This window comes from Streptomyces canus, from assembly GCF_030815415.1.
GTDB classification, from domain to species: Bacteria; Actinomycetota; Actinomycetes; order Streptomycetales; family Streptomycetaceae; genus Streptomyces; species Streptomyces canus_F.
Genome location: NZ_JAUSWW010000003.1, coordinates 61,458 through 84,578 on the forward strand (window position 1 = coordinate 61,458; position 23,121 = coordinate 84,578).

Below are 23,121 nucleotides of genomic sequence, written 5' to 3' on the forward strand. Positions count from 1 at the left end.
GTCTCACCACTGACGCTATGGGTATCCTCGCCCGATGGATGTGGTGAGCGACGCAGTCTCGGCAGTGCGCATCGGGCGTCCCTCTTCAAACCGTGTGCGGGTGAGCGGGAGCTGGTGCACGCGGCTCGCCCCGTACGACGGTGCCGGCTTCCATGTGGTGCTGGAGGGCAGCTGCTGGCTGCTGCCCGACAGTGGCTCTCCCCTCTCGCTCGGCGCGGGTGACGTGGTGCTGCTGCCGCACGGCACGGGACACGTGATCGCCGACAGTCCAGCCGATGCGATGACCGTGGAGCAGGCGGTGCCGTTCGAGCGGTGGCTCGAGGAGAGGGGGCCGCGCCGGCCCCGAGCCAGCTCGGGCGAGGTGCAGATGCTGTGCGGCAAGTACCGGCTCGACCGCAGTCGCATGCACCCGCTCATGGAGGAACTGCCGACAGTGGTCCACCTGCCGAACCGAGTGGGTGCCCATCTCGAACTGCGCGCCGCCGTCGACCTGCTGGGCCACGAGCTGGGCGCATCAGGGCCCGGCGCGTGCATTGCGGTGCCCAGCCTGCTCGACCTCCTCCTCGTCTACATGATCCGCTCCTGGGCGGCCCAGGGCACCAGCGGTGCCTGGCCGGCCGTACTGGGCGACCCAGTGGCGGCCGCCGCCCTACGGGCGCTGCACTCGGACCTGGCCGCCCCGTGGACCAACGACCGTCTGGCCGCCGAGGCAGGCGTGTCCCGCGCCACCCTGGCCCGCCGCTTCACCACCCTCGTCGGCCGCTCACCGATGGCATACCTCACCTGGTGGCGCCTGACGTTCGCCGCCACCCTGCTCCGCGACACCCCCGACCCCCTGGCCACCATCGCCCGCCGCGTCGGCTACGGCACCCCCTACGCCCTCTCACATGCCTTCAGTCGGCAATTCGGTACCACCCCGGGGCAATACCGGACACAGACAGCAGGGCGATCTGCGTCCACGTGAAAGCCCTTGATGAACCCTCACCCTTGCTGCTCGCAGAAACCCACGCCAGACTGCACGCCGGTCCGGCGACCGGCCCGTAGGCCGACAGGCACGATGGCGCATGACGGACCGACATGGCCAGTGCCCATCTCCCGCTCATTCCGGCGTCCCCACAGAAACCAACGCGCACGAGATCATGGAACCTACAACCCAGCCTGTAGCAGTGCTTCGTGAGGTGCCGCTCAACCGGTCGTGCCGTACGCCACCCGATGGGTAATGTGCGGCCATGGGGACAAAACTGGGCGAGGGTGATGGTTGCGAACTGCCCGCTACCGCCGTCTGCTGGCTCACCGACGAACCACAACCGGGCCTGATCCTGGTGGAGTTCGCCGCCCTCACCAACTCGTCGGCAAAACCGCCTACTTCGACGGAAACCTGCAGCCAACCTCGCCCTACCCCTGCCCCACCAGCATCCAGTGCACGATCGAAGAGATCGCCGACGACGTCGCCACGGTGAGCACCTGGTGGCTGGAGGGCGGCCCCAACGACACACGCTTCGTCTTCGACGTCCCCCTGGAAACCCTCACGCCAATTACCGACACCTGACCTGCCGGCACCGCTCCGAGCTCCATCCCACAGCGGTCCACCAGAACCAGCAGAGGCATGTCCCCGGTACGGGCGCGAGGCCGCGAGCGCGGAGGCCTCCTCGGCGCACGGGTCGTAGGCAGCGGTAGTGCCGTACCCGGCCGAGTCCCAGTTGGCGCCCGCCTGGTGCTCTGAGTGGACGTTAAGTCCGTTTCTGGTACTGGCCTCGTCCGGGTTGGGTGAGGAAGCCTTGCCGGAGGAGGCGTGCGAGGCGGCTTCGGGTGATGTTGACGGCCGCTTCCTCGGTGGGCATATCGCGGAGTTCGTGCAGTTCTCGGGCCGGGAATGCCTGGCGGGGGTGCTGGTTGAAGGTTTTCGCGATGGCCTGGCATGGGCGGAGGCCGGCGGGACGACCACGCCGATGACCAGGCCCAGAACGTCCACAGCCAGACCGCGCTTGATGCGCGACACCTTCTTGTTGCCGTCCAGTCCGGTCGTGGTCTTTGGGGACACCGGGCGGCCGCACGCACGGACTGGGTGTCGATGATCACGAGGGACAGATCCTCTAATCGGCGGGCATTCTCCCGCACCTGGCAGCGCAGGAGTTCCAGGATCCGCTGGTCCGGGCCGTCCTGGCGCCAGAGCGTGAAGTAGTAAAAACCGCCGACCAGGACGGCAGGTCATGCGGCAGATGGCGCCACTGACAGCCCGTCCGGTTCTGGTAGAAGATCGCGTTCACGACCTCCCGGAGATCACAGGACCCCCGGTCGCCGGTCGCTGGTCGCCGAGCGCGCCGCCCGGTCCTGCTTCCAGCCCGCGGTCATCGGCTCCAGCAAGGCCCACTGCTCGTCCGACAAGTCGCTCGGATACGGCTCTCTGTCCATGACCCGAATCCCAGGATGTCCATGCCGACCATCGGGCCCCCGTAGCGAGCAGTCACACGATCGAGCGGTCACGAACCGATGAATATCGGACTTGCCGTCCACTGAGTCTCGGCACTGCGTGCGGGCCCGAGCCGGGGGCTGCGTCAGAGCCGCCCCGCCGCCCGGCTGCGGAACCCGGCACCGACCCGGCAGGGAACGCAGAACGGTCCGCCGGTTCCGTCGGCAGACCGTTCGGCAAGATCGAGGCCGGCTTCGCGCGCAGCCGATGGGGTGTGGGTTACTTCGCGAAGGCCGAACAGGAGTCCAGGCCGACCCACAGGTGAGCGCTGATGTCGTTGTTGACGCTCCCGTGGTGGGAACTGTCTTCCATCCAGTAGTCGTCGCTGAGGTTCGAAGCGAAGCCCTCGGAGCGAGTCAGACAGATGTGAGGGTTGAAGCCGTCGAAGGAGCGAGGGAACTGCATGAACTTCACCACTGAATATTCACCCTTGTTCAGGATGGAGCCGGCCCTGTTGTCGTCGCTTCCCTGGAAGCTGCTGGCACTGTCGCCCCAGTCCCTGTCGTCCCCAACGGCGCGGCCGAGAAGCCCTTCGCAGTAGGCATCATTGTAGGCGTACATATAGCCGGCCTCAGCATTGCGGTAGTTGTCGTGGCACGAGGGGGCAGCCGAAGCGCCGGGGGCGGGAGCGATAACCGCGACGCCGGCCAGCGTCGCGATGGCTGCGAGTGAGGGCAGTTTGCGCATGATAAATCTCCTTTGATTTTGGATTTTTAATCCACAGATTCGAGTCTGTGGAAGTTCTGTTCAGGAAAGGGTCTTCCTGGCCTGCACCAAGGCGTTCAGGCGCATCTTTCGATATTCAGCATTTTCCTTGCCGTACCGCTCCAGCACCTTTTCCAGGTAGGTGATTTCGAGCGAGCGTGCGATCTCGCCCAGGGATGACTCCTTGGCGCAGGTCGCATCGATGACGGCCAGTTCCGTGTCGAATTTGTTAGCCTCTGTGAACGGCATCCCCTCGGTAAGAACATCGCGCTTCGCGCGGAGCTTGTCCGGGTTATCAAAGGGCCGGCCAGCTTTCTCCATGCAGCGCGACCATTTCTCGAGGGACTCCGTGAAGCGCTTGTCCTTCATGACGTCGGGCACGTAGAGCGGCATCAGGCCGGTGATGGTCCTACGGACGGTGAACCAGGTCTCGGGGTCACCGTAGAGTTGCTTTCGTGCTTCGTTGGAGCACCCCCCGCGAGGGGTCTCAATGGTGCCCGTGCCACCGGGAAGTTCGACTGTCATCGCGTCACGCCAGTCGCCGTCCAGCGCCTTCGAGTAGGCGGCCCGTTCCTCCTTGGCCAGTTTTTTCTGGTAGGTGACGGTCGGGTGCGTCAAACGAACTTCCTCCGCCTTCTCACCGAAGAGGCGGCCGTACCCGTACTTCTTGGCCCACCGGACGTCGTCCGTCACATAGCGGCCCGCTCTGCGCTCATCGACGCCGGGCACCGGGAACTCCCAGTAGGGGAAACCCTGTTCTGCCATGCACGCCTTGACAAGCCTCTGCTCGGCGCGCTCCACCTCGATCTCGTCCTCAACGGTGAGATCCCGGAGTTTTGCATCGGCAACAGTTGCTGCCTTCCCCTGCCCCGGATCGGCGGAATACGACCGGTCAGGCGATGTGACGTCGCAGCCAGTTATAAAGCAGGCGGCCACCACGGCGGCGACAGCAATGGGGATCTTTTGCCTCATCCGAGGTCCGCCCTTCCCGTTTTCGGCGCGAGTGCCGTACTCAAGAGACTTCCGCTGTGGTCGGTGGTTCCGTCGTACCTGACTGATCAAATGGCCCTGCCGATGTCTGCCGTCCAGGGCATGAACGGGAATGCAAAAGTGAGGTGGCGCCCGCCCGTCATGGTCGGTGTCAGCCCCGTACGACGGGCACAGTAGTCCGGCCCGGTCGCTGAGTGTGCCGGTCATTCGCCCCACAAGGAGCGGCCACCGCACACCGGAATTCGACGTGAGGCGGCGGGCACAGGTGATGCCAGGGCCCCGGCGTTTGCCCGGCTCGTCCGATTTGATCATGTGATGCCGTAGAGAGTGAGGGCTCGGGGGCGGTCGGTATGGGCTCGGCGTCCGGCGGCGGTGTTGATGTATCCGGCGAGCTTGAGTGCGCTGCGGATCAGGTCACGGACGGCAGCGAGCACGGCTGGCGCGTTGCGGGTTCTGAGCTTCGATTTGTCCTCTTCGAAGACAGCATCTCGGACCCGGTGGACGGTGTTTTCCACCGTCCGGTGCCCGCGAGCTCATGACGCGATCGCGGCTGCGTTCGCCTCTTCGGCGGCCAGGTCGGTGATGGCGTGGACGGTCTCGCTGGACCACTTCTTCGCGCCGTAGAGACGGCGACGGCGCTTGATCCGCAGGACCTGGGCCGCGTACGGAAAGAGCAGGCCCGCGACGGTGACGACCTGGACGATCCGTTGCTCGTGGCGGCCGTGCCCTCGCACGTCGTCGCGGTGGACCACGGGGATGTCCTTCCAGGGCCAGGGCGTGGACGTGCAGATAGGTGGTGTGGTCGCGTTGGACGTGGAGGGCATCGGCGGTGACGGCGGTCCCCGCGAGATCCGTGTCGTCGATCTGATCGAGCAGGGTGCGAACTCGGGGATCTCGTTGGTCTTCGCGCCGATCTCGCGCGAGGCGAGCGTGACGCCGTCGCCGTGGCGGACCGCGGACAGCACGAAGACCCGGCTGCCGTCCGGTCGCTTCGCGCCGCGCAGGCACTTGCCGTCCACCGCGATCGCCCGGCGCCTGGACCGCACTGGCTCGGCACAGGTAGCCGCCCGATGCGCTCGGCGCTGTTCCCGCTCGATTCCACCGTCGGGCATCACCTGATCAAGGAATCGGCCCGCCGTGAAAGGCCCGCAAGTCGACGGGATCTCCTCTTTCACCTCAGCGAATGCGAGGTCGTGACGATTGAGCACTCCCGCCCCGCCCCGGTGCCGCCGCGACACCGACGCCACCGGTCGACCGGGCGGCGGTGAGCCGCGCCTCGGTACGTCGGCGGGCCCGGGGGATGACCGATGGTGAGGCTGCGGCCGCGCTCGAGGAGGCCCGCTTCGAGGAACGGCGTAGCGAGCAGTCACACGATCGAGCGATCACGAACCGGCAAAGATCGGACTTAACGTCCACTGACCGGGACGATTCACCGGGTTGTGTGCACGCCGCTGCTGTGAAGCATCGGCCCCAGCGCGTGCCCCGGTGGGCAAACGCTGCCTCCAAGTGGGATGAATCGTGGCGGTACGGGAGTTGGGGTGTGGCGACAGGGCTGTCGTGTGATCGCCCTGTCACCGCCACCAGACCGCCAACAGACCGCCACCGAAAGGTCACCCCATGCCCCTGCTGCGCCTCGGCGTCTCCCTCCAGCCGCGCTGGCCGCTCGACGACGGAGGCAGTGTGCTCCGTGCTGCGCGCCGTGCCGAGGACTTAGGCTTCGACCACGTCGCCGTCGGCAACCGACTCCTGGACAGCGGGTTCGGCCTCGACACCGACCCGCTCGTCCTGCTGTCGGCCGTCGCCGGCGCCACGACGCGCCTACGGTTGCTGACGTCCGTGCTCGTCGCGCCGTACTATCCGGCGCTGGTGCTCGCCAACCAAGCGGCCACCCTGGACGTCGTGTCCGGCGGCCGCCTGATCCTGGGCGTCGGCACCGGCTGGAATCCCGACGAGTTCAATGCTGTCGGCGTACCCGCGCGCGAACGCGGCGCACGCACCGACGACCACCTCGCAGCCGCCAAGGCCCTGTGGACCCGGCGCCCCGCAGACTTCGACGGGCCGTTCACCACACTGCGCGCCGCGCATCTGGGAACTCCTCCGCTCACCCCCGGCGGCCCGCCCGTGTGGGTCGGTGGACACAGCAACGCCGCCCTACGCCGCGCGCTGCGGTTCGGTGACGGCTGGTACGGCACCGGCGCCGACCCTGCGGAGGTCACCGACGTGCGACGCCGGCTGCACGAACTCTCAACTGACACAGGACAGGCCGACCGCCTCAGCCTCGCCTCGGCTGCCTCCCTCACCCCGCCCGGCGTCCCCGCGGCCGTACCACCACCGGGACGGCCACTCGGCGGCGCCACACCCACGCCAGCGAGCGTCACCGACGACCTCGGGCAACTCACCGAGGCTGGACTGACTGCCTGCACCCTGTGGCTGCCCGTCGCGGCCGAGCATGTCGAAGACGCGATGGAATGGATCGCAGCCGAGGTCGCACCACAACTCACCTGAGGCGTGGCGCGGCCAGCGCGGAGGCCTCCTCAGCGCATGCGCCGTAGGAAGCGGTAGTGCCGTACCCGGCCGACTCCCAGAGCCGGACCACACCGGTACAACGAGAACCCGAGCCGGCCCCCGCCCCCGCGGACCCGTACGATCACCACCCCGGAACCCGATGACGCAGCTGGAGAAGACATGAACAAGGTCGGCCTGTACGTCAAGTTCCGCACCCAGCCCGGGCAGCGCGACGCCCTCGTCAAGGTCCTCCTGCAGGCCGCACAACAGGCGCAGAACGCTTCCGGATGCGAGCTGTACGTCGTCAACACCACGCCCGGTGAGGAAGACGTCGTATGGGTCACCGAAATCTGGCGCAGCGCAGCCGACCACGAGGGCGCACTGTCCGCGCCCGGAGCCAAGGAACTGATCGGGCAAGCCATACCGCTCCTGGCGGGAGTGCCCGAGCGGATCGACCTGCACCCCGCCGGTGGAGCCGGGCTGCGCGGATGAAAACCCCCGGCAGCAATCACCACGGCAACGGGCAACCCTCCCCCACACCCTGATCAACCCCACTCAGAACAGCCCGGTGACCCGGTACCCGCCCCGGAACTCCATCCGCGCCCTACTCCACCGTGGGCGAGCTCAACGGAACAAGCCTGGCCTTCGAGGCCAGCCACTCTGGGTTCGAAAACACCTACAAAGCGTGCCCTTGTTCAGAGAAGTTCCGGTTACCGGTCCCGACCACTAGGCCAAGAGGCCGCGACCACGGTCCTCCGCGGTGCGCATCGCCTGGACGGGCTGGGCGCAGAGGGCGTCAGGGCATAGCCTGCCGGGGAGCAGCTCGTGATACGTCGGCCTCAGAGGGTGTTGTATGCCTGAGCTTGTGTCGTGCCGAGAACTGGATGTGGTCGTGGACCACCGGCTGTTCGGCCTGATCGATGAGGAGGGCCAGGCGGGGGAACGGCCTGCCTCCCCGCGCTCCGTCGGCAGTTTCGTCAGCGCCAACGCCACCATGCTCTATATCGGGTCGGCCGAGGACATTTTGAACGCTCGGCTGCGGCTGGAGGCCTGGGACGGTCCGGCGCCGGTGGCGGCGGACGACTGGCCGTCGACCAAGGAGTTGTTGCTGGACCTCCCCTCGGGCCGGTTTCTCGTGGATGAGATCGCGGCCGGGGGCAAGTCGGACGTGTTTCGGCTCCCGCAGGCCGGAAAGTGGCGCGCCCGCGTGGGGTGGCGGGAGAACACCCCTGTCCCGGACAACGGGTTCGCGCGGCCGGGCGGCTGGGCGCTGGTTCAGTTCTGGCCGGACATAGGCTGAGCGCGGCAAGTGGGGGCCCCGCTGACGAGCGGGGCCCCACAGCGTTCCTGGTCAGTGGTCGGCGGTCAGCGGATGGGAATGTAGAACGCGTCCTGGTCGAGCAGCCGGTCTACGTCGTACCAGCGGCCGAGTCGTCGTCCGGCTTCCTGGTTGACCTCGCTGTTGACCCACCGTGCCGAGTAGTGGCGTTCGTACTGGGTGCCACCGTAGGGCTCGTCGGGGAACAGGTGCCGGCCCGCGCCTTCGTACGTCGAGGCCATCGGGTACTCGTCGCAGTCGTACGGGCCCTGGTCGGCTGGCAGGCTTGCCTTGAGGTCCTGCATCGCCTTGGTCGCGCAGAAGTTGCGGACTATGCGCCGGTTTTCGTCGTACCGGAAACTCTGCTTGTCCCCCTTGGCCTGGGCGAGACGGTGGATCGGGTCGCCTGGTGAGCCGCCGGCCAGGTGCTTGTCTGCCTGGGTCGGCATGGTGGCCGCCGGGTTGGCGCGGGCCTCCTCGAGGTGCGTGGCGACGCCGCCGACTGCCGCATCCGACTTCGTGTAGGACATGCCCGGCACCGCCCGGTCGAACACAGACCCGAGTTTGTGTGACTGCAGATACCAGGCCGAGTCGAACCGCATGCCGCCTTCGGGGCTCTCGGTGTCGATGAACTGGAAGTACCAGGGCAGGTCGAAGTCGTACTCGATGTGGAAGACGCCTGTGCCGATCTGCTCGCCCATGGCTGCATCCGGGCTGGATGCCTGCGAGAGCAGGTCCAGGTGCGCGGAACCGTCCCGGCGCCATTCACCGATCGGCTTCTCGACCTCGTCGTTCAGTCCGGCGAAACAGGCGTTCTCGTCGGTCTGCGGATAGTCGTCGTCCAGGTAGTTGCCCTCGCACTCGATCTCCGCGGTGAGGTCCGCACCGGACTCTGCGAAGGGTCCTGTGGCCTGGATGACGCCTACTTGCAGGCGGAAGTCCGCCCACCGCGAGGTGCTGGCGTGTTCCGCGCCGCCGACCTTGCCGAAGCCCATCAACCGGTTGCGGGACACGAAGACACCGGTGGTGGTGCATCGGGGCGGGAAGATGCCGCACCGGACGGCCGGCATCACCAGCAGATGGATCTGGCAGTAGGAGTACCGGTTCTTGATCCACCCCTGGTCGCGCGAGGCCAGGTCGTACTGGTCCTCGCACTGGTCGGAGGTCGGGTAGTCGTAGATGTCGTCCGGGATCCGGCCCGCGGGGAACCGTGAGGAATCCACCACGTACGACTCTGGCTCCGCTTGAGCGTCGACGCCCTGTGCGGCCTTGGACTTCGTGATCTTCGACGGCCCGTCCTTGGTGGCCGGAGCAACACCCAGGGCATCGAGCGATCCACCACTGCGGTTGAGCTCCTTGATCACCCTCTCCGGGTGGGCCACCAGATCAGGATCCGAGATCACATACGGGATGACCTTGTACGTCACGTCGTCCCCACCGGCCGCGTTCGTTGCGCCGGAGGCGGCCTGCGCAGGAAGCACTCCCACCAACAGCAAAGCTGCGGACAACGCCCCTAAGACCGTCGTCCGTAACGCGCGTGCTCTCAACTGACTCTCCCCCTTTGAGGTCACGGCCCGCGCGGGCGACGTCGTGTGCCTCGGGCAACCCTCAGCGCGTGCCCTCGCCCCCGTAAGCCACTGTCAAACCACGTAACAGCAAAGGGAACTGATAGATCATCAGCAAGTCGCGTATCAGCCAGCACACAGAAATCATCAGTCCTGCACATATCGGCCAGGGCGCTTCCGGATTGTCCTCGTGACACCGGCAGCCCTCGCGAAGCAGCACGTTGAGGCAAAGCAGGAGGTGATGCGCGGCCTCCGGAGTACGGTCAGTTCCAGGCCCACACCGGCGTATGGTGCCGGTCGGCGAACCCCTGCGCGAAGCCCTTCACCACGGCGGCCCGGGTGGGGGCGAGGGCCGCGTGCTCGCGCAGCGGCGAGACTGCCCCCCTGGGCAGGCCCCAAACGGCTTCCCAGTCCACGCCCGGCATGTCCCGCACGGCCCGCACGTCGCCGAGGCGGGACAGCGCGACGGCCACGGAGCAGTTGATCAACCATCTTCTGCACGGCAGTGGAAGGGACCAACGCAAAGCCCTCTAGACCGGGAAGGTTCGCCGGTTTGAGCCCCTGCGGGAAGAGAAGATCGCGTCATGACTGAGATCGTGTTGATGTCGGACCCGAAGGTTGCTGCCCTACCTGTTGTCGAGTGCGGTGAACGCCTTGTGGACGTCCGCCTCGGCGGCTCGTTGCTCGTCGATACACGCAAGCAGGACCCGGCAGATACCTTCGCGTACCTGCGGGAAGGCGTGGTGGAACGGCTACTCAAGGCTCAGACGATGCTTCCGCATGGTTTGCGGCTGCTGTTCGTTGAGGGGTACCGGCCCCCTCCCCTCCAGCGGGAGTACTTCGAGGAGTACGCCGATCAGCTCCGGGCTGCCCACCTCGACTGGTCCGCCAAGCAGATCCACTCGGCGGCGAGTCGGTATGTGTCACCACCCGAGATCGCTCCGCACAGTGCCGGCGCGGCTGTCGACCTCACCCTGGCCAGCGCCGACGGGCACGAGCTGGACCTGGGCACGCGCATGAACGCAGACCCGGAGGAGAGCGCCGGCGCCTGCTACACCCATGCCGCCAACATCAGCGAGGAGGCCCGCGCCAACCGGAAGCTGCTGGGCACGGTGCTCACAGCTGCGGGGCTGGTGAACTACCCCACGGAATGGTGGCACTGGTCTTTCGGGGACCGCTACTGGGCTTTGATCACGGGAGAGGCCGCAGCCCTCTACGGCCCGAAAGAAATCGGCTCGTGCAGCTGACCGGCCCGGCCCTTCCGGACTGACCGGTCACACGACGGCGGAGCGCCCGCCCCATCGGATGCCTCTCTCGCTGCGGACGCGGGCGCGCTCGCGCCGCTGGGCGGCCAGGACATCGGGGTGGCGGGCGTTCTGGTTGCGCCAGCACAGATAAGGCCGCGGTTTCACTGCTGGTTCTGCGCGTGGTGGCGGGTGAGGGCCTGCCAGCGCCTTTCGAAGTCCTCGACCTGGTCGGCGAGGTAGGCGGTGGTGACGGACCTGTTGTGCTGCGCAGTGATCCCCTGGGCTGCGCACTCCTGGGCAATGGCCTGAAGAGAGGGCATCTCGCTGTGCACCCGCTGCTCGACCCAGAGGTGGTAGACCCGGAACGGCAGGCGGACCGGGGGCAGCACCGTGGACGTTTCTGGGGCGACTGTCAGTGCCGTCGGCGAAACTGCCCGACGTGAAGGTGCTTCTGGCGTTACAGGTACTGGTTGTTCTTCTGGCTGTTCTCTTCTTGTGGAGCTACGTGCCGTTCCGGGACTGGGCGCGTGCACGATTGCGGGCCGTGAAGGGGTCGATCGCCCGCAGAGTCAGGCGGCGTCGACGCAAGTTGGCACTGCGGCACGCGGAGCCGCTTCTGAAGGAAGCGGAGGAGGTATTTCCGCGCGTCGCAGGTGGCAGAGTTCCGCCCGGGAATGGCCTCACACCCGAGTGGATCGTGAGGTGGTGGCATGCGGCGCAGATCCAAATCCCTGCATCTGTGCTCGTGTTTGGCCTCGTGGCGGCCATCGTCTGGAACGCGGAGAGACTCTTCATGGGGGATCCCCAGCCGATCAACTCGCAACAAGAGATGTCCAACCCTTGGCGATCTTTGGCGGAGGGGGTGGTCGGCATCCCTCGTGCCGTAGAAGCGTGGAATGGGTCGGCAGATGCCCTCGAAGGGTTGCGGGGCGTTCTGGTGCTACTGGTGGCCGGAATCCTGATTCCACTGGCCTTCAGGATCATGGCGGTGGTCTCCCAGCGGCCCGAGCAGCGGGAGCGAAAGGCGCAGCAGCGCAAGCTCCGAGCGAGGCATGCGAACGACTACTGGCGCTGTTGGCCGGTGGTGGTCCTGGTGTTGACAGCTGTCGAGTGCGCCCGAGAGTACAAGCAACTGGAGACCGCGGCCCCAGGGGACGATGTACCCAGAGTTTCGCTGCGCGCCGTTGAGCGCATCCTTTGGCAGGCGCCTCGTACGAGGCGGGGCAGAGCGCGTGTCCATCAGGAGCGCGCCACCAAGGTCCACATTGCTCGGGTGGTCGGAGCCTTGCGAGCCGCCGAGGCACAGCAAGACTCAAATCCCAAGAAGGCGTTGCAGGATCTCACCGTCTTGTTGCTCACCATTGCGGAGCGGTACGCGGAAGGGAGAGTCAGCAAGCTGCTTGATGAGGATCAGATCGGGGATGTTGAACCGGCGGCTCACAGGGAGCACCTTCGGGTGATAGCGGTTGGCGGGGTTGTCGTGGTGACCATGACAGGCGCTGCTCTGGCAGGTTTACCTGAAGCCGCACTCAGTGCCCTGCTCCCGATAGTGGTCATTGTCGCGATCGTCCTCCTCTACCGGGAGAAGGGACCCACCCCCTCGCAACTGAGGGATCTGGTGATCCCGCGATAACTGGCTCAGTGCCGAGCGGAAGGTACCCAGCTCATAGTCCCGTGACGGGCTGCCCGGTGAGCGCCTGGGCGATCTGCCACAGCTGGCCGCCGCGGGACGCCTTGACGAGTACGACGTCGTCGGGGCGGAGGATGGAGTCGAGGTAGGCGGTGGCGGTGATGTTGTCGCCGACCAGCGCGATGTCCGGCACCCCTGCCGCTCCTGCCGCGAGGGCGAGTTGCTTGGCCATGTCCCCGCCGACGGCCACGACGAGGTCCACGCCGTTCTCGGCTGCCATGCGGCCGACTTCGCGATGGGCTTCGACGGCTTCGTCGCCCAGTTCGAGCATTTCTCCGAGTACGGCGATTCGCCGGCCGCCTGTGGTCGCGGTCGTGTCGCCGACTGCCTCGGTCATCAAGACCCTCCGTTGGAATTGAGGGGCGCGAAGGTGATCGCGCGGCCGGTGTAGGAAGCGGATACGCGGCTGAGGGGGACTCGATCGTGGGTCTGTCCCCAGGCCGACGGGTCCCGGAAGTGGATCGTCGGGTCGAGGCCATCGTCGTAGCCGCGAAGGATGACGAGGTGGCCGCCGACGCGGCCGTCATCGGGGAACTGCTCGGTCACGGACACGATGAGCGGGGCGTGGTCGAGGCGTGCCGTCAGGTCTTCGACGGGGACGGGCTCGGCGGTCGAGGGAACTCCGAGGTCGGTCGCCAGGCTCGCGATCCCGGCGTGGAGTGCTCCACGTGGGGTCAGGACCTCGTGCTTGACGGCGAGTTTCAGGAGTTCCGTGACGGTGGGTGCTTCGCGGCCGTAGGCGAGAAGGGTCATTCTCAGCGAGGCCAGGCCGCACGCCCGGTTGGACCATTGGATCCTGTCCCCGAGTGCCCACCCGCCGTGCAGGTCCCATTCGGCGGGGTCGATGAGCTGACGGCACAGGGGGACATCGTGGACGCGCACAGTGGCGAGCTCCTACGGAGAGACGACAGCTTCCCGAGCCCGTGTGGTGCCGGTGAACGCGGGAGTGGGCAGGGAGACATCGTAGGGCGGGTCGGCCAGGGCCTCGTGCAGCATCGCCAACACGACGTCCGTGTGTGTGAGTCCGACCATCGCGGCACCCACCGCGAAGTTGCTGTCGCGGGACATGCCCGGCGTGCTGTTGACCTCCAGCACGTATGGGTCGCCGTCGTCGGTGAGGATGAAGTCGATGCGTGCTGAACCGCGCAGCCCGAGGCCGTCCCACAGCGTCTGGGCATGTCCAGTGACCTGGTCCAGCACTTCGGGCTCCAGCTCGGCGGCGCGCACCGTGACGGCGCCCCTGGCGTCCACGTCGAGCTTGGTGTCGGCGTCATAGAAGTCGGCTCCGGCGGCCTCGGTGGCCAGGGGCGGGAAGATGACGACCGAGCCGCCCGGCAGTTCCAGGAGCCCCACCGTCATGGGCGTGCCCGTCACGTACTCCTCGATGAGCACCTGCGCACCCTCTTCGCTGGCCGCATACGCGAGAGCGGCGGGCAAGTCCGCCGGATCGCGTACGAGGCTCATGCCCACGCTGGACCCGCCGAAGGGCGGCTTGACCATCACAGCACGCCCGTTCCAGGCCACCGGGCCGTCGCCGGACCAGACGTGCCAGCCGGGCGTGGGGACGCCGAGGGTCAGCATCACCCGCTTGCAGAGGATCTTGTCGGCAGCCACCGCGGACGCCGCGACTCCGCTGCCGCAGTAGGGCATGCGCAGGTAGTCGAGCAGTCCCTGTAGCCGGCCGTCCTCGCCGTAGGGGCCGTGCAGGTTGGAGAGGGCTACGTCGTACCCGACCAGGTCGATGATGAAGCCGGACTCGCACGGGTCCAGCACGTTCCACTGGGTCCCGATCTCTTCCAGTGCCGTACTCAGGGTGGTGACGGATCGCTGCTCGACGGGGCACTTCGAGTGGTAGAGCCTGTCCTCGGCGGACAGGGGCCCGTAGATGAGGGCGACCCGCAGGCCCTGGCGGCTCCGTCCCCACTCGCGAAGCTCCGTGGCGGTCTGTTGCAGTTCGACGTCCGAGTTGGGGTTGAGGAAGCGAGTCATGCGAGTACCCCTTCGAAGGTGTGGGTGATCGGGCCGCCGACCCAGTGAGTTCGGGTCGGCCGGGTGTCATGTGGCCGGACGGTGAGTGGTTGGCCGGCGCGATTGTGGATGGTGACGGTGCGTCCGGCCACGAGCCCACGCAGGGTGGCGACGACCACGGCTGCCACGGCTCCGCTTCCGCACGAGAGGGTTTCGGCCTCGACTCCGCGTTCGTAGGTGCGGATCTTCAGTGCCTGATGGCCTGCGGATTGGATGAAGTTGACGTTTGTCCCGAGCGGGGCAATGTCGGCGTGGTGGCGTATGAGGCGTCCGACCATCACGGCGTCGATGTTGTCCACGTCGTCGACGACGGCTACGACGTGTTCCGTGCCGGTGTGTGCACTGTCGAACCAGGTCGGTCTGCCGTTGATGACGGCCTGTAGGCGGCGGGGCTGGACCGCGCCGACCTCGGCCGTGACCCACACAGAGTCGCCGGAGACGACGGCCTCGTGTTCCACGCCGGCCATGTGGAGGCACATCTGCTGGAGGCCGTGATCGCGATGAGCGGCCCAGGCGGCGCACCGTAGAGCGTTGCCGCACATGGTCGCGGTCGAGCCGTCCGCGTTGAAGCAGGTGACGTCGAGGACGGCGGGGCGGTGGCTGACCAGTCTGCTGATGATCAGGCCGTCCGCGCCTACGCCGGTACGCCGGGCGCACAGGCGTTCTGCTTCCTTGTGCCATTTTTTGTCGTCGTCCGGTCCGAGGTCGCAGAGCAGGACGAAGTCGTTTCCCGCCCCGTGGATCTTGCGGAAGCGCATGGCGAAGCTCCTGGCGTGATGAGGTGAGAGGGAGAGTGCGGCGCCCGAGAAGGGCGGGGGTCAGCGGCGGTCGATGGGCCGGTACGTGGTCCGGGCTTCTCGCATGACCCACGGCTCCCGTCCGGCGAAGATCAGTACGCGGTGGGCTGCAGTACCGGCGGACCTCATGTCCCGGACACGCTGATACTCGCCGTCGAGGTAGACGAAGTCACCGATGCGGACATCGCCCGGCGGCCGGGTGTGCCCCATCGTTCCGATCGGCGCAGAGGGCAAGGGAGGCGGCCCCCTTGGTCTTGCGCTCGTACATCAGCCTCTCCAGATGCCGAGCAGGAGGGAGCCGCCGAGTGCCATGAGGCTTGCCATGTAGGCGAGTTGTTGGTTACGGGGGCTCATGGGGTTCCGATCAGGTGGTGCTCCACACGGGCGCGGACCGATGGGATGCCTATGTCGGGGATGGGCACCCAGGCTGCTGCGCCGCTCTCGATCATCGACGGGAACACGGCGCCCGAGTCGGCCCGGAAGAGGTAGCGGATGCCGACCCGGAGGCGGGGCCCGTAGCGGTGCTGGCCCGGCCTGGTCACGTCGACCAGGAAGGGGCCCTCGGCGCCGGGCTGCGTCCACACGTCGCGGATGCCGACTTCCTCGGTCAGTAGGCGCAGGGCCGCCTCGCTGAGGGAGTCGTCCCGCTCCTCCGGTTCCGCCTCGGCGAGGGCATAGCCTCCGTCGTGCCGTAGGCACAGGACGCGATCGTGCTCGTCGACGACGACCGCGCCGGTGGTCACGAGGGGGCAGCGCTGGTCGTGGGCGCAGGCTCGGCGCTGTGAGTGGTCGCGGGCCGCATCGTAGACCGGCATCAGCGCCATCCTGTCGGCGGGGTGCTCGTAGATGTAGTGGGAGAGCTCCCGCAGGATGTGGTCGTCCCGGACGCTCACGGGGCATCCAGCCTGTTGCGCTGGGAGTAGATCCACAGCAGGCGCCGCGTCAGCAGGGCCGCATTGCGGAGGTAGAGGTAGGTCCCGAAGGTGGGCGTCTGAGGGGTCGGTCGGCCGGTGAGGTCGACCAACGTGGTGCCCTCGCACAGGAGCTTGCGCACCTCGCCCTCGTTGCTGGCGCCCAGGTCCTCATGGAGCAGGCGGTTCAGGTGTCCAGCGATCGCCGGCACCTGCTGGTCCATCGCCGCGCGGGTCGTCGTGTCCATCCGCAAGCCGAGGACAGTGTTCGTCTGCGAGTAGATCGCCTCTACGTCGATGGGGGCGACGTCGCCCTCGATGTCCTCGGCCGTCTTGCCCGTACTTGCCACTGTCATCACTCGCCCCTCCGGAGCACGTTGTCAGCCGTGGCTATAACGCTAGGAAGAAAAGTGGATGAGGCTCCAGGAGTGTGCCGGAACTTGCCGGGCATTCACCCTAGGGATTCGATGGCCCCAGTGATGATTTCCCGCGCTGCGGCGCCGTAGACGGCAAGTTCTGCCAGTCCGCCGAACATTTTGGCATACATGGCAAGTTCGTGTTTCTGGACGACGGTCAGATGAGCCGAGACCAGTTCGACATTCACCAACTCGTCGTCGTACAAGAAGAATCCCTCGACCGGCCACAGACCCGATCGGTCGGCGTCCTGGGGGATGATGCCGATGCTCACCGACGGCAGCGCCATGACGCTGAGCAGATAGCCGAGTTGGCCTGCCATCACGTCCGTGGCGCCGATGCGATACCGCAGCACGCTCTCCTCCAGCAGGATCGCGAACCTGTGGTTCCCGTAAACGACCTGCTGTTTCTCCACGCGCACCTTGACAGCCGCCGGAACATCGTCGATGAGCCCTCGGCGGTCGCGAATGGACGTCAGAAGCGCGGTGATGTACGAGGCCGTCTGCACAGGGCCGGGGATGAGCCAGGGCGAGTAGATCCGGAAGCGCTCGGTGCGCTCCCACAGAGGAATCACGGATTCCTGCGCCCACTTGAGGCCGTGGCGCTCCATCTTGCGCCACTCGACATACATGCCCTCAATTCCGCGGGCAGTCGAGATGAGGTCCTCGGCTTGGCCTTCCGCGCCGCACGCAAAACACCAAGCCAGAAGGTCGCGCTCCGAGGGCGCGCGTGTGCCGCTCTCGAAGCGCGAAGCCTTCGACTCGTGCCAGCCCAGGCTCTGGGCCAACGCCCGCTTGGTGAGTCCGGCGGTCTTTCGGATCTCGGCCAGACGCTGGCCGAGCGCCTTGCGGGCTTCCTGGACACTCGAAGAAGGCGATGTCATGTCGGTGCGGCCGTACTGTTCACGCCGTCAGGCCGGCTCGAACGCGGCGTGGGGCGTCGCGCGCTGCCACACGGACTCAAAGGCCGACTCGCACAGCTTCGCCACCTCCGGGTCTTCCGTGAGCTCGACCTCCATGTTCTCGCCCTCGCCGTCGAAGTGGTTGACGAGCACGAGGTGGGAGTCGAACAGCCAAAAGTCGTTGCCCGGAAGCGCGATGTCACTCGCGAAGCGCCGCGAGAGCCACCGCACGCTTTCACCGGCCGCGATGTTCAGCCCGTCCGTCACGTCGTACTCGAAGCGGATGTACTCGCTGACCGGGGTCGAGACGATGCGGGCGCGGCGCACCTCGACGCCGCGCGAAGTGGCTTCCGTGACGATGGCGTGCCAGTCCGCCCAGCGCTCGGCGGGGTCGAGGACCACACCGGCCTTCCAGTCGATGAAGGCCGGGTCCGACTTCATGTAGGCGTCACGCATCTCCAGATGGACAGCCGTCCTCTGGCAGTCACGGAACAGCTCCTCAAACGTCGGGGTCCTCGTCATCCTTCTTCACCTCCAAGAAGAACTGCACCATGCGCCGGGGGATCTCCACCACCGACTCGTGGCCGGGGATGTCCATCTGCCCGAGACGCCCGGCGTCCTCCACCTTCCACCCCTGCACGAGGTAACTGTCCTTCTCCTCGTCGAGGTAGACGGTGGGCGAGCCGCCACTGGGACTCTCCGGGTCCTTGCCGAGCTTGCGCAGGGCCATCATGTCCTCCTCGGATACCGGTAAGGAACTCTGTGCCAGAGCTTGCCCGGGAGCGGGCCGCCGAGCGAGGAACTTGCCGAAACTTGCCAGGTCTTCGGCCGGCAACTGCTCCCGGACGGACGTTGACAAGCAGACCGGCTGGCCCGCCGCCGACTTCACCGTCATCGAACAGGAAGAAGTGGCCTGCCCCTACGGACGCATCACCCGCCGCCACGGCACCGAATCCATCGCCGCCTACACCACCGCGAACTGCCCGCTACCGCTGTCTGCTGGCTCACCGACGATCCGTTCCCGGGCATCATCCTCGTGGAGTTCGCCGACGTCTACGACCGCCCTCACCAACTCGTCGGCAAAACCGCCTACTTCGGCGGAGACCTGCAGCCGACCTCGCTCTACCCATGCCCCACCAGCATCCAGTGCACGATCGAAGAGATCGCTGACGACGTCGCCACGGTGAGCACCTGGTGGTTGCAGGGCGGCCCCAACGACACACGCTTCGTCTTCGACGTCTGGCTGGACACCCTCACGCCAATTGCCGACGCCTGATCTGCCGACATCGCTCCGAGTTCCATCCCACGGTGGGCTGTGGACGCGAGAGCAGGAGTCGGTGGTCTGCGAGTTCGGGAGTCACTGCAGCCGCTGTCGGGCCTGCACGGAACACGGCCCGCCATTCGGGGTGATCGTATGGAGATACGCCGAACTCCTCCATCACGCCTGGCTCGGGGCTGCACGCACCGTGAGACTGGTAGCCAGCCGGGACGGCCTTTCCGCACAGCGCGCCAGCCGTCCCGTCGTCGATCAAGGAGTCCAGATGCGTCTGCGCAAGCGGGCAGTTGCCGCCGTGTTCGTGGCCACCGCAGCCTTCACCTCCCTTGCCCCCCAGGCCATGGCCGCGCCCATGCCCTGGGAGACCAGTACGACCCCCACGACCACCGCCCACATCACCACCGCCACGGCGGCCAGCGACACAGTCACCGTGCTGTGCGCACCCCCTTGCTACCAGTAGGCGGCCGTGGCGGTGATCTCAAGGCGAAGGGCCGGGGCACTTGGCGTTCCCCGGTCCCGTCTCTTGGCGAACGACGAGACAGGCAGGCGATCGCGGCAGGTGACTCCCGAAGATCACTGACAGAGCACGGCCTCGTCTCTACGAACTGTTGCGAGCGTGTCTGCTTGGCGAGCTGAAGGATGTACTCAAATCCCGCTCGCCGGTCGTCTCGCGAACCTGCGAGGGTGTCCGTCATGGATTCTGAGCCGCGTGCTGATGTCGCTCGCCACCGTGACCACGGGGCTTCGTTGGCCCGGTTCGCGGGCCGGATTCTTGTGGTCTGTCCACGCTGCGGAGGCCGCGCTCTGGTGAATCCCCGGCCGGGCCTCGCTGATCCCCGACACTTCACCGAGCTCTTGTTCCAGCCACGTCGCCTGGCATGCCAAGGGTGCGGTGCTGTCGACGACTGGAAGCCCGAGGTGCGGGGAGCCGGGCTGGTCGGCGCGGTGCTGGGTGGCAGTCAGGACCCCTTCTTTCAGCAGCCACTATGGCTGCAGACCCGTTGCGTCGGCCAGACCTTGTGGGCCTACAACGAGGAGCAGATCGACGAACTTTCCGCCTACGTCGGCGCCCACCTGCGAGAGCGTGGCGGGATGCGGCCGACAAGGGCGATGTTCGCTCGGCTGCCGGCATAGATGAAGAGGTCGCACAATCGCCCGGCGGTACTGGCCGGCCTGGAGACGCTGCGGGCGCTGGCCCAACGGACAGCACCTGCCGACCGCTCCGACGCCGCGCACGAGCGCGGTGACCGCCCACAAGCGCACCGAAGCATGTACTTCCGCGGCGGCCCCTACGGGCCCTGAAGGCCCCGGTCACATCTATTCGTTGGTGGCTGCGCTGAGGACGGCCGCCTCGCAACGGACCGCGATCCTTATCCGATCGCCTGGCGACGGCTCGGTGTCTCCCGAGACCGGTCACTGATCACTTCGGAATGTTGTCGGGTAATGAACGGCACTCACCAGGTCGTCGAGCCACGCCAATCCACGACTCCACCAGGAGCGATCTGCTGGGCAGAGGTCACAGCAGATCGCGCTCCATCATGTCCTCTGCCTCTTCCCAGGTGATGAAGGAGCACGCTCCCGTGCTCAGGTCGACAGCTACGGGCAGGTTCCCGCCGAGTTGCATGTCCTCACGTCCGTGATCGAGGTACTCGACATGGTCGTAGGGAGCGATGAACCGGTCCCCATCCGTGAAGCAGTACTCGGGGATGATCCTCACGTTGCAGGACATGCCCCATGGTCTGCTCTCCTCCACGAGGAACGCCCGGGCCCTGCGTTCGGCTTCTTCCGGGGCGAGCATGTCAGTTGGTCCTCATTACGTAGCAGTAGCGGTACTTCTTGGCGGCCGGATTGGCCTTACCCGACTGGAAGTCGAGGAAGACTACTTATCCATCGATGTTGACGACGTTGAAGTAGTGGCCCGCACTCTTCTTCGGCCATGCTCCTACGGTTGCCTGCGCGCCGGGCCCGGCGAAGCATGTCGCTTACGATGACGTTCAGGCCGCCAGCCTTTCGAAAAGGAAGGCCGGTCATCGCGGACACCTCGGCACGCGTCAGCGGGCGGTCTGCCCCGCACATCCCGTTCGGATTCCCGCCAGCCATCAGGTCGTCGCCTGCGGCCGCGCACAGTCCGCAGGTCCTTCTGCCGCCCTCCGGGTTGATGCGGCTCATCGACGACGGGGTCTCGGGTGTGTAGTAGGTAAGCCCGAACCGCGTCGAACTCGGCTTGGCGAACTCGGTGTCGAATCGCTCCCTGCCGACCTCATCCCGGGTGGATGAGGCGGCTTTCGTAGGTGAAGATCACGGCCTGTATCCGGTCGCGGAGTTCGAGCTTTTGCAGTATTCGTCCCAGATGGGACTTCACGGTCGCCTCCGCGAGGTACAGGGTGGCCGCGATCTCCGTGTTGGACAGGCCGCAGCCCACCTGGATGAGTACCTCGCGCTCACGGGCGCTGAGCCGGCTCAGTCGCTCGTCGCGGTCGGCGCTGCTGCCGTCGGGGATGTGCGGGCGGAGGTTCTCCAGCAGGCGGCGGGTGATCCGCGGGGAGACCACCGCGTCGCCCGCGGCCACACTGCGTATCGCGGTGAGCAGTTCCTCGGGCCTGGTGTTCTTCAGCAAAGAGCCCGAGGCTCCGGCGTTGAGTCCGGCGAAGGCGTATTCATCGAGGTCGAAGGTGGTGAGGATCAGTACTCTGCTCTGCGGGGAGATCCGGATGACCTCTCGGGTTGCCTCGATCCCGTCGGTCCCGGGCATCCGGACGTCCATGAGGACGACGTCGGGGCGCAACTCCTGGGCGAGGCGTATGGCTTGGATGCCGTCCGCGGCTTCGCCGACCGCTGCCATGTCGGGCTGGGCCTCCAGGACTGTGCTGAAGGCCATGCGGAGCAGCGCTTCGTCGTCGGCGATCAGGATGCGGATCGTCATGCGGACGCCGCTCCGCTGCTGCCGAGGAAGAGGCGGGTGTGGACTCCCCAGCCGCCGTCCGGAAGCGGTCCGGCCTGGAGCTTCCCCCCGTAGGCGGCCGCGCGTTCGCGCATGCCGGGGATGCCGTGGCCGGATGGTGTGGCGCTGGGAAGTGGCGGGCGGGTGCCGCTGTCGGTGACGTCCACTGTGACGGTCTCGGTTGAGCACCGTATCCGGACCTTCGCGTGGGTGCCGGTGGATGTGTGTTTGAGGGTGTTGGTCAAGGCTTCCTGTACCAGGCGGTAGACGGTCAGTTGTGCGGTGGCGGGTATGTGGGTGTGGCCGCCCTGGATCTCGGCGCGGGTCGGCAGCCCGGCGGCGCACATCTGGTCGGCGAGGGCTGCCAGTTGTGCGATGCCGGGCAGCGGGTGGCGCTCCGCGTCCGGTTCGTCGGTCCGCAGGACGCCCAGGGAGCGCCGCATATCGGTCAAGGCCTGCCGGCCCGTCTCGGAGATCTGGAGCATCGCGGTGGTGGCCTTGTCGGGCGTCCGGTGCTGCGCGTAGACGGCGGCGTCGGTGAGAGCGACCATGACGGACAGGTTGTGGGTGACGATGTCGTGCATCTCCCGGGTGATGCGTGTCCTTTCCTCGGCGACGGCCAGCCGCGCCTGCTGGTCCTGTTGTTGCTCCAGGCGTGCGGCCCGTTCCTCCAGGGCCGCGAGGTAGGCGCGCGTGGTCCGCGCATTCACCCCCAGGACGGCGGCGGCGACGACCATCGCGGTCACCGCGACGAAGGGGGTCAGGAACGCGCCTTCCGTCGCCCAGCGCAGGCAGGCCAGCAAGGCCCCGCCTTCCACGATGGCACCGGCGACAAGCGTGCCGCGCCGACCCGAGTTCGCGGCCGCCGTGTAGAGAGCCACCAGCAAGGCGATGTCCGCCGGCAGTTGGACGTCCATCAGCCACTGGACGAAGGCCGCGGCTGCCACGGCGCCGAACACCATGAGCGGGGCCCGGCGCCGCCACACCAGGGGCAGCGCAAGGGCCGCGGTGAGGGCCACGGCCACCGGGAACTCTTGCGGGGCGCGCGTGGTCATGATGTTGAGCAGGAGCAGCGCCGGCAACAGCGAGTCCCACACCGCGGGCGGCAGCCGGGGGCCCCGGCGCCGGAAGGTTCTCCCCAGTCGTGCCGCTCGCACGGAGGCCAGGTCGGCGTACCTCGTCAACCGTACGGCTGTCCTCGCCCGCCGCACGCGGTCCCGGTAGCGAACCGGGTGGGCATTGCCCGGCTCTGCGGCCGCCTCGGTCATCACACGTCCCTGTCGATATCCGCATCATGGTGGCCCCGGCCGGGGCCACCACCGCATACAGTCGGAGCCAGGTCGGATACAAGGAACGCACATCC

The 23,121-nt window shown here is 67.0% G+C and carries 27 protein-coding genes and 3 pseudogenes; 9 read left to right on the forward strand and 21 right to left on the reverse strand.

Translation table 11 applies throughout. The features are described 5' to 3' along the window. Positions 1–34 precede the first annotated feature (34 nt). Both QF037_RS50615 and QF037_RS50620 read left to right on the forward strand, forming a co-directional pair. Complete coding sequence (locus QF037_RS50615; RefSeq protein ID WP_307038410.1) at positions 35–964, forward strand: AraC family transcriptional regulator; 930 nt, start codon at positions 35–37, stop codon at positions 962–964. 294 nt (positions 965–1,258) lie between these two features. After that, positions 1,259–1,549, forward strand: coding sequence for a hypothetical protein (locus QF037_RS50620; RefSeq protein WP_307038411.1), 291 nt, complete (start codon positions 1,259–1,261; stop codon positions 1,547–1,549). Positions 1,550–1,918: 369 nt separating this feature from the next. Here the strand turns inward: QF037_RS50620 and QF037_RS51355 are convergent. From QF037_RS51355 to QF037_RS50645, 4 genes and pseudogenes are all read right to left on the reverse strand, one after another. Beyond that, positions 1,919–2,412: pseudogene (locus QF037_RS51355) on the reverse strand (transposase); the annotation flags it as partial. A 277-nt stretch (positions 2,413–2,689) separates the two neighbouring features. Next, positions 2,690–3,157, reverse strand: a complete 468-nt coding sequence (locus tag QF037_RS50635; protein ID WP_307038414.1) for a hypothetical protein — start codon at positions 3,155–3,157, stop codon at positions 2,690–2,692. A 60-nt stretch (positions 3,158–3,217) separates the two neighbouring features. After that, on the reverse strand, positions 3,218–4,147 hold the full coding sequence (locus tag QF037_RS50640) for a hypothetical protein (RefSeq protein WP_307038415.1): 930 nt from the start codon (positions 4,145–4,147) through the stop codon (positions 3,218–3,220). Positions 4,148–4,473: 326 nt separating this feature from the next. Beyond that, positions 4,474–5,286: pseudogene (locus tag QF037_RS50645) on the reverse strand (ISAs1 family transposase); the annotation flags it as partial. Between the two features lie 496 nt (positions 5,287–5,782). Between QF037_RS50645 and QF037_RS50650 the strand changes: the two are divergent. From QF037_RS50650 to QF037_RS50660, 3 genes are all read left to right on the forward strand, one after another. Continuing rightward, entirely contained in the window at positions 5,783–6,670 is an 888-nt protein-coding gene (locus tag QF037_RS50650) for a TIGR03619 family F420-dependent LLM class oxidoreductase (RefSeq protein ID WP_307038416.1), read from the forward strand. A gap of 180 nt (positions 6,671–6,850) precedes the next feature. Then, positions 6,851–7,162 carry a putative quinol monooxygenase gene (locus QF037_RS50655; protein WP_307038417.1) on the forward strand — a complete coding sequence of 104 codons (312 nt, stop codon included), beginning with the start codon at positions 6,851–6,853 and terminating at the stop codon, positions 7,160–7,162. Positions 7,163–7,523: 361 nt separating this feature from the next. Beyond that, positions 7,524–7,970, forward strand: a complete 447-nt coding sequence (locus tag QF037_RS50660) for a hypothetical protein (RefSeq protein ID WP_307038418.1) — start codon at positions 7,524–7,526, stop codon at positions 7,968–7,970. Positions 7,971–8,035: 65 nt separating this feature from the next. On the opposite strand, the gene QF037_RS50665 is transcribed toward QF037_RS50660, so the two are convergent. Next, positions 8,036–9,475: a NucA/NucB deoxyribonuclease domain-containing protein gene (locus QF037_RS50665; protein ID WP_307038419.1), complete on the reverse strand. Its 1,440-nt coding sequence runs from the start codon at positions 9,473–9,475 to the stop codon at positions 8,036–8,038. Between the two features lie 341 nt (positions 9,476–9,816). Next, the gene (locus QF037_RS50670) at positions 9,817–10,026 is read right to left on the reverse strand and encodes a hypothetical protein (RefSeq protein WP_307038420.1); all 210 of its coding nucleotides are present in this window, start codon (positions 10,024–10,026) and stop codon (positions 9,817–9,819) included. 111 nt (positions 10,027–10,137) lie between these two features. On the opposite strand from QF037_RS50670, the gene QF037_RS50675 reads away from it, so the two are divergent. Continuing rightward, entirely contained in the window at positions 10,138–10,800 is a 663-nt protein-coding gene (locus QF037_RS50675) for a M15 family metallopeptidase (protein WP_307038421.1), read from the forward strand. A gap of 27 nt (positions 10,801–10,827) precedes the next feature. Here the strand turns inward: QF037_RS50675 and QF037_RS50680 are convergent. After that, a pseudogene (locus QF037_RS50680) lies at positions 10,828–10,950 on the reverse strand (IS630 family transposase); the annotation flags it as partial. 11 nt (positions 10,951–10,961) lie between these two features. Beyond that, positions 10,962–11,189, reverse strand: coding sequence for a hypothetical protein (locus QF037_RS50685; RefSeq protein WP_307038422.1), 228 nt, complete (start codon positions 11,187–11,189; stop codon positions 10,962–10,964). A gap of 50 nt (positions 11,190–11,239) precedes the next feature. On the opposite strand from QF037_RS50685, the gene QF037_RS50690 reads away from it, so the two are divergent. Continuing rightward, a complete protein-coding gene (locus tag QF037_RS50690; protein ID WP_307038423.1) occupies positions 11,240–12,433 on the forward strand; it encodes a hypothetical protein in 1,194 nt (397 codons plus the stop codon). 31 nt (positions 12,434–12,464) lie between these two features. Here the strand turns inward: QF037_RS50690 and QF037_RS50695 are convergent, their stop codons facing one another. The 10 genes from QF037_RS50695 to QF037_RS50740 form a co-directional block, all read right to left on the reverse strand. Then, on the reverse strand, positions 12,465–12,827 hold the full coding sequence (locus QF037_RS50695) for a glutamate ligase domain-containing protein (RefSeq protein WP_307038424.1): 363 nt from the start codon (positions 12,825–12,827) through the stop codon (positions 12,465–12,467). Beyond that, on the reverse strand, positions 12,827–13,372 hold the full coding sequence (locus tag QF037_RS50700; protein ID WP_307038425.1) for a C39 family peptidase: 546 nt from the start codon (positions 13,370–13,372) through the stop codon (positions 12,827–12,829). Before QF037_RS50700 ends, QF037_RS50695 begins: the two co-directional genes overlap by 1 nt. A 12-nt stretch (positions 13,373–13,384) precedes the next feature. Further along, a complete protein-coding gene (locus QF037_RS50705) occupies positions 13,385–14,479 on the reverse strand; it encodes a D-alanine--D-alanine ligase family protein (RefSeq protein ID WP_307038426.1) in 1,095 nt (364 codons plus the stop codon). Then, positions 14,476–15,276, reverse strand: a complete 801-nt coding sequence (gene dapF, locus QF037_RS50710) for a diaminopimelate epimerase (protein WP_307038427.1) — start codon at positions 15,274–15,276, stop codon at positions 14,476–14,478. Before dapF ends, QF037_RS50705 begins: the two co-directional genes overlap by 4 nt. A 60-nt stretch (positions 15,277–15,336) precedes the next feature. Further along, positions 15,337–15,525: a hypothetical protein gene (locus QF037_RS50715; RefSeq protein WP_307038428.1), complete on the reverse strand. Its 189-nt coding sequence runs from the start codon at positions 15,523–15,525 to the stop codon at positions 15,337–15,339. A gap of 140 nt (positions 15,526–15,665) precedes the next feature. Next, positions 15,666–16,208, reverse strand: a complete 543-nt coding sequence (locus tag QF037_RS50720; RefSeq protein WP_307038430.1) for an NUDIX domain-containing protein — start codon at positions 16,206–16,208, stop codon at positions 15,666–15,668. Beyond that, complete coding sequence (locus QF037_RS50725) at positions 16,205–16,582, reverse strand: hypothetical protein (RefSeq protein ID WP_307038432.1); 378 nt, start codon at positions 16,580–16,582, stop codon at positions 16,205–16,207. The genes QF037_RS50720 and QF037_RS50725 overlap by 4 nt, the downstream gene beginning before the upstream one ends. Positions 16,583–16,677: 95 nt before the next feature. Then, the gene (locus tag QF037_RS50730; RefSeq protein WP_307038434.1) at positions 16,678–17,523 is read right to left on the reverse strand and encodes a helix-turn-helix domain-containing protein; all 846 of its coding nucleotides are present in this window, start codon (positions 17,521–17,523) and stop codon (positions 16,678–16,680) included. 27 nt (positions 17,524–17,550) lie between these two features. After that, positions 17,551–18,063, reverse strand: coding sequence for a DUF6879 family protein (locus QF037_RS50735; protein WP_307038436.1), 513 nt, complete (start codon positions 18,061–18,063; stop codon positions 17,551–17,553). After that, a complete protein-coding gene (locus QF037_RS50740) occupies positions 18,041–18,271 on the reverse strand; it encodes a hypothetical protein (protein ID WP_307038438.1) in 231 nt (76 codons plus the stop codon). The genes QF037_RS50735 and QF037_RS50740 overlap by 23 nt, the downstream gene beginning before the upstream one ends. Positions 18,272–18,577: 306 nt before the next feature. Between QF037_RS50740 and QF037_RS50745 the strand changes: the two genes are divergently transcribed. Further along, a complete protein-coding gene (locus QF037_RS50745) occupies positions 18,578–18,817 on the forward strand; it encodes a hypothetical protein (RefSeq protein WP_307038439.1) in 240 nt (79 codons plus the stop codon). A gap of 265 nt (positions 18,818–19,082) precedes the next feature. Beyond that, entirely contained in the window at positions 19,083–19,277 is a 195-nt protein-coding gene (locus tag QF037_RS50750) for a hypothetical protein (protein WP_307038441.1), read from the forward strand. A gap of 1,056 nt (positions 19,278–20,333) precedes the next feature. Here QF037_RS50750 and QF037_RS50755 read toward each other — a convergent pair. From QF037_RS50755 to QF037_RS50765, 3 genes are all read right to left on the reverse strand, one after another. Next, positions 20,334–20,615: a hypothetical protein gene (locus QF037_RS50755; RefSeq protein ID WP_307038443.1), complete on the reverse strand. Its 282-nt coding sequence runs from the start codon at positions 20,613–20,615 to the stop codon at positions 20,334–20,336. 462 nt (positions 20,616–21,077) lie between these two features. Continuing rightward, a complete protein-coding gene (locus QF037_RS50760; RefSeq protein WP_307038445.1) occupies positions 21,078–21,740 on the reverse strand; it encodes a response regulator in 663 nt (220 codons plus the stop codon). Further along, complete coding sequence (locus QF037_RS50765; protein WP_307038447.1) at positions 21,737–23,026, reverse strand: sensor histidine kinase; 1,290 nt, start codon at positions 23,024–23,026, stop codon at positions 21,737–21,739. The genes QF037_RS50760 and QF037_RS50765 overlap by 4 nt, the downstream gene beginning before the upstream one ends. Positions 23,027–23,121: the final 95 nt, after the last annotated feature.

What these genes read in the sequence shown, in the direction of transcription:
- QF037_RS50615 (WP_307038410.1), top strand. Translation starts at nt 35, where the DNA reads ATGGATGTGGTGAGCGACGCAGTCTCGGCAGTGCGCATCGGGCGTCCC.
- QF037_RS50635 (WP_307038414.1), bottom strand. Translation starts at nt 3,157, where the DNA reads ATGCGCAAACTGCCCTCACTCGCAGCCATCGCGACGCTGGCCGGCGTC.
- QF037_RS50640 (WP_307038415.1), bottom strand. Translation starts at nt 4,147, where the DNA reads ATGAGGCAAAAGATCCCCATTGCTGTCGCCGCCGTGGTGGCCGCCTGC.
- QF037_RS50650 (WP_307038416.1), top strand. Translation starts at nt 5,783, where the DNA reads ATGCCCCTGCTGCGCCTCGGCGTCTCCCTCCAGCCGCGCTGGCCGCTC.
- QF037_RS50655 (WP_307038417.1), top strand. Translation starts at nt 6,851, where the DNA reads ATGAACAAGGTCGGCCTGTACGTCAAGTTCCGCACCCAGCCCGGGCAG.
- QF037_RS50660 (WP_307038418.1), top strand. Translation starts at nt 7,524, where the DNA reads ATGCCTGAGCTTGTGTCGTGCCGAGAACTGGATGTGGTCGTGGACCAC.
- QF037_RS50675 (WP_307038421.1), top strand. Translation starts at nt 10,138, where the DNA reads ATGACTGAGATCGTGTTGATGTCGGACCCGAAGGTTGCTGCCCTACCT.
- QF037_RS50695 (WP_307038424.1), bottom strand. Translation starts at nt 12,827, where the DNA reads ATGACCGAGGCAGTCGGCGACACGACCGCGACCACAGGCGGCCGGCGA.
- QF037_RS50705 (WP_307038426.1), bottom strand. Translation starts at nt 14,479, where the DNA reads ATGACTCGCTTCCTCAACCCCAACTCGGACGTCGAACTGCAACAGACC.
- dapF (WP_307038427.1), bottom strand. Translation starts at nt 15,276, where the DNA reads ATGCGCTTCCGCAAGATCCACGGGGCGGGAAACGACTTCGTCCTGCTC.
- QF037_RS50715 (WP_307038428.1), bottom strand. Translation starts at nt 15,525, where the DNA reads ATGGGGCACACCCGGCCGCCGGGCGATGTCCGCATCGGTGACTTCGTC.
- QF037_RS50725 (WP_307038432.1), bottom strand. Translation starts at nt 16,582, where the DNA reads ATGACAGTGGCAAGTACGGGCAAGACGGCCGAGGACATCGAGGGCGAC.
- QF037_RS50730 (WP_307038434.1), bottom strand. Translation starts at nt 17,523, where the DNA reads ATGACATCGCCTTCTTCGAGTGTCCAGGAAGCCCGCAAGGCGCTCGGC.
- QF037_RS50735 (WP_307038436.1), bottom strand. Translation starts at nt 18,063, where the DNA reads ATGACGAGGACCCCGACGTTTGAGGAGCTGTTCCGTGACTGCCAGAGG.
- QF037_RS50740 (WP_307038438.1), bottom strand. Translation starts at nt 18,271, where the DNA reads ATGGCCCTGCGCAAGCTCGGCAAGGACCCGGAGAGTCCCAGTGGCGGC.
- QF037_RS50750 (WP_307038441.1), top strand. Translation starts at nt 19,083, where the DNA reads ATGCGTCTGCGCAAGCGGGCAGTTGCCGCCGTGTTCGTGGCCACCGCA.
- QF037_RS50755 (WP_307038443.1), bottom strand. Translation starts at nt 20,615, where the DNA reads ATGCTCGCCCCGGAAGAAGCCGAACGCAGGGCCCGGGCGTTCCTCGTG.
- QF037_RS50760 (WP_307038445.1), bottom strand. Translation starts at nt 21,740, where the DNA reads ATGACGATCCGCATCCTGATCGCCGACGACGAAGCGCTGCTCCGCATG.
- QF037_RS50765 (WP_307038447.1), bottom strand. Translation starts at nt 23,026, where the DNA reads ATGACCGAGGCGGCCGCAGAGCCGGGCAATGCCCACCCGGTTCGCTAC.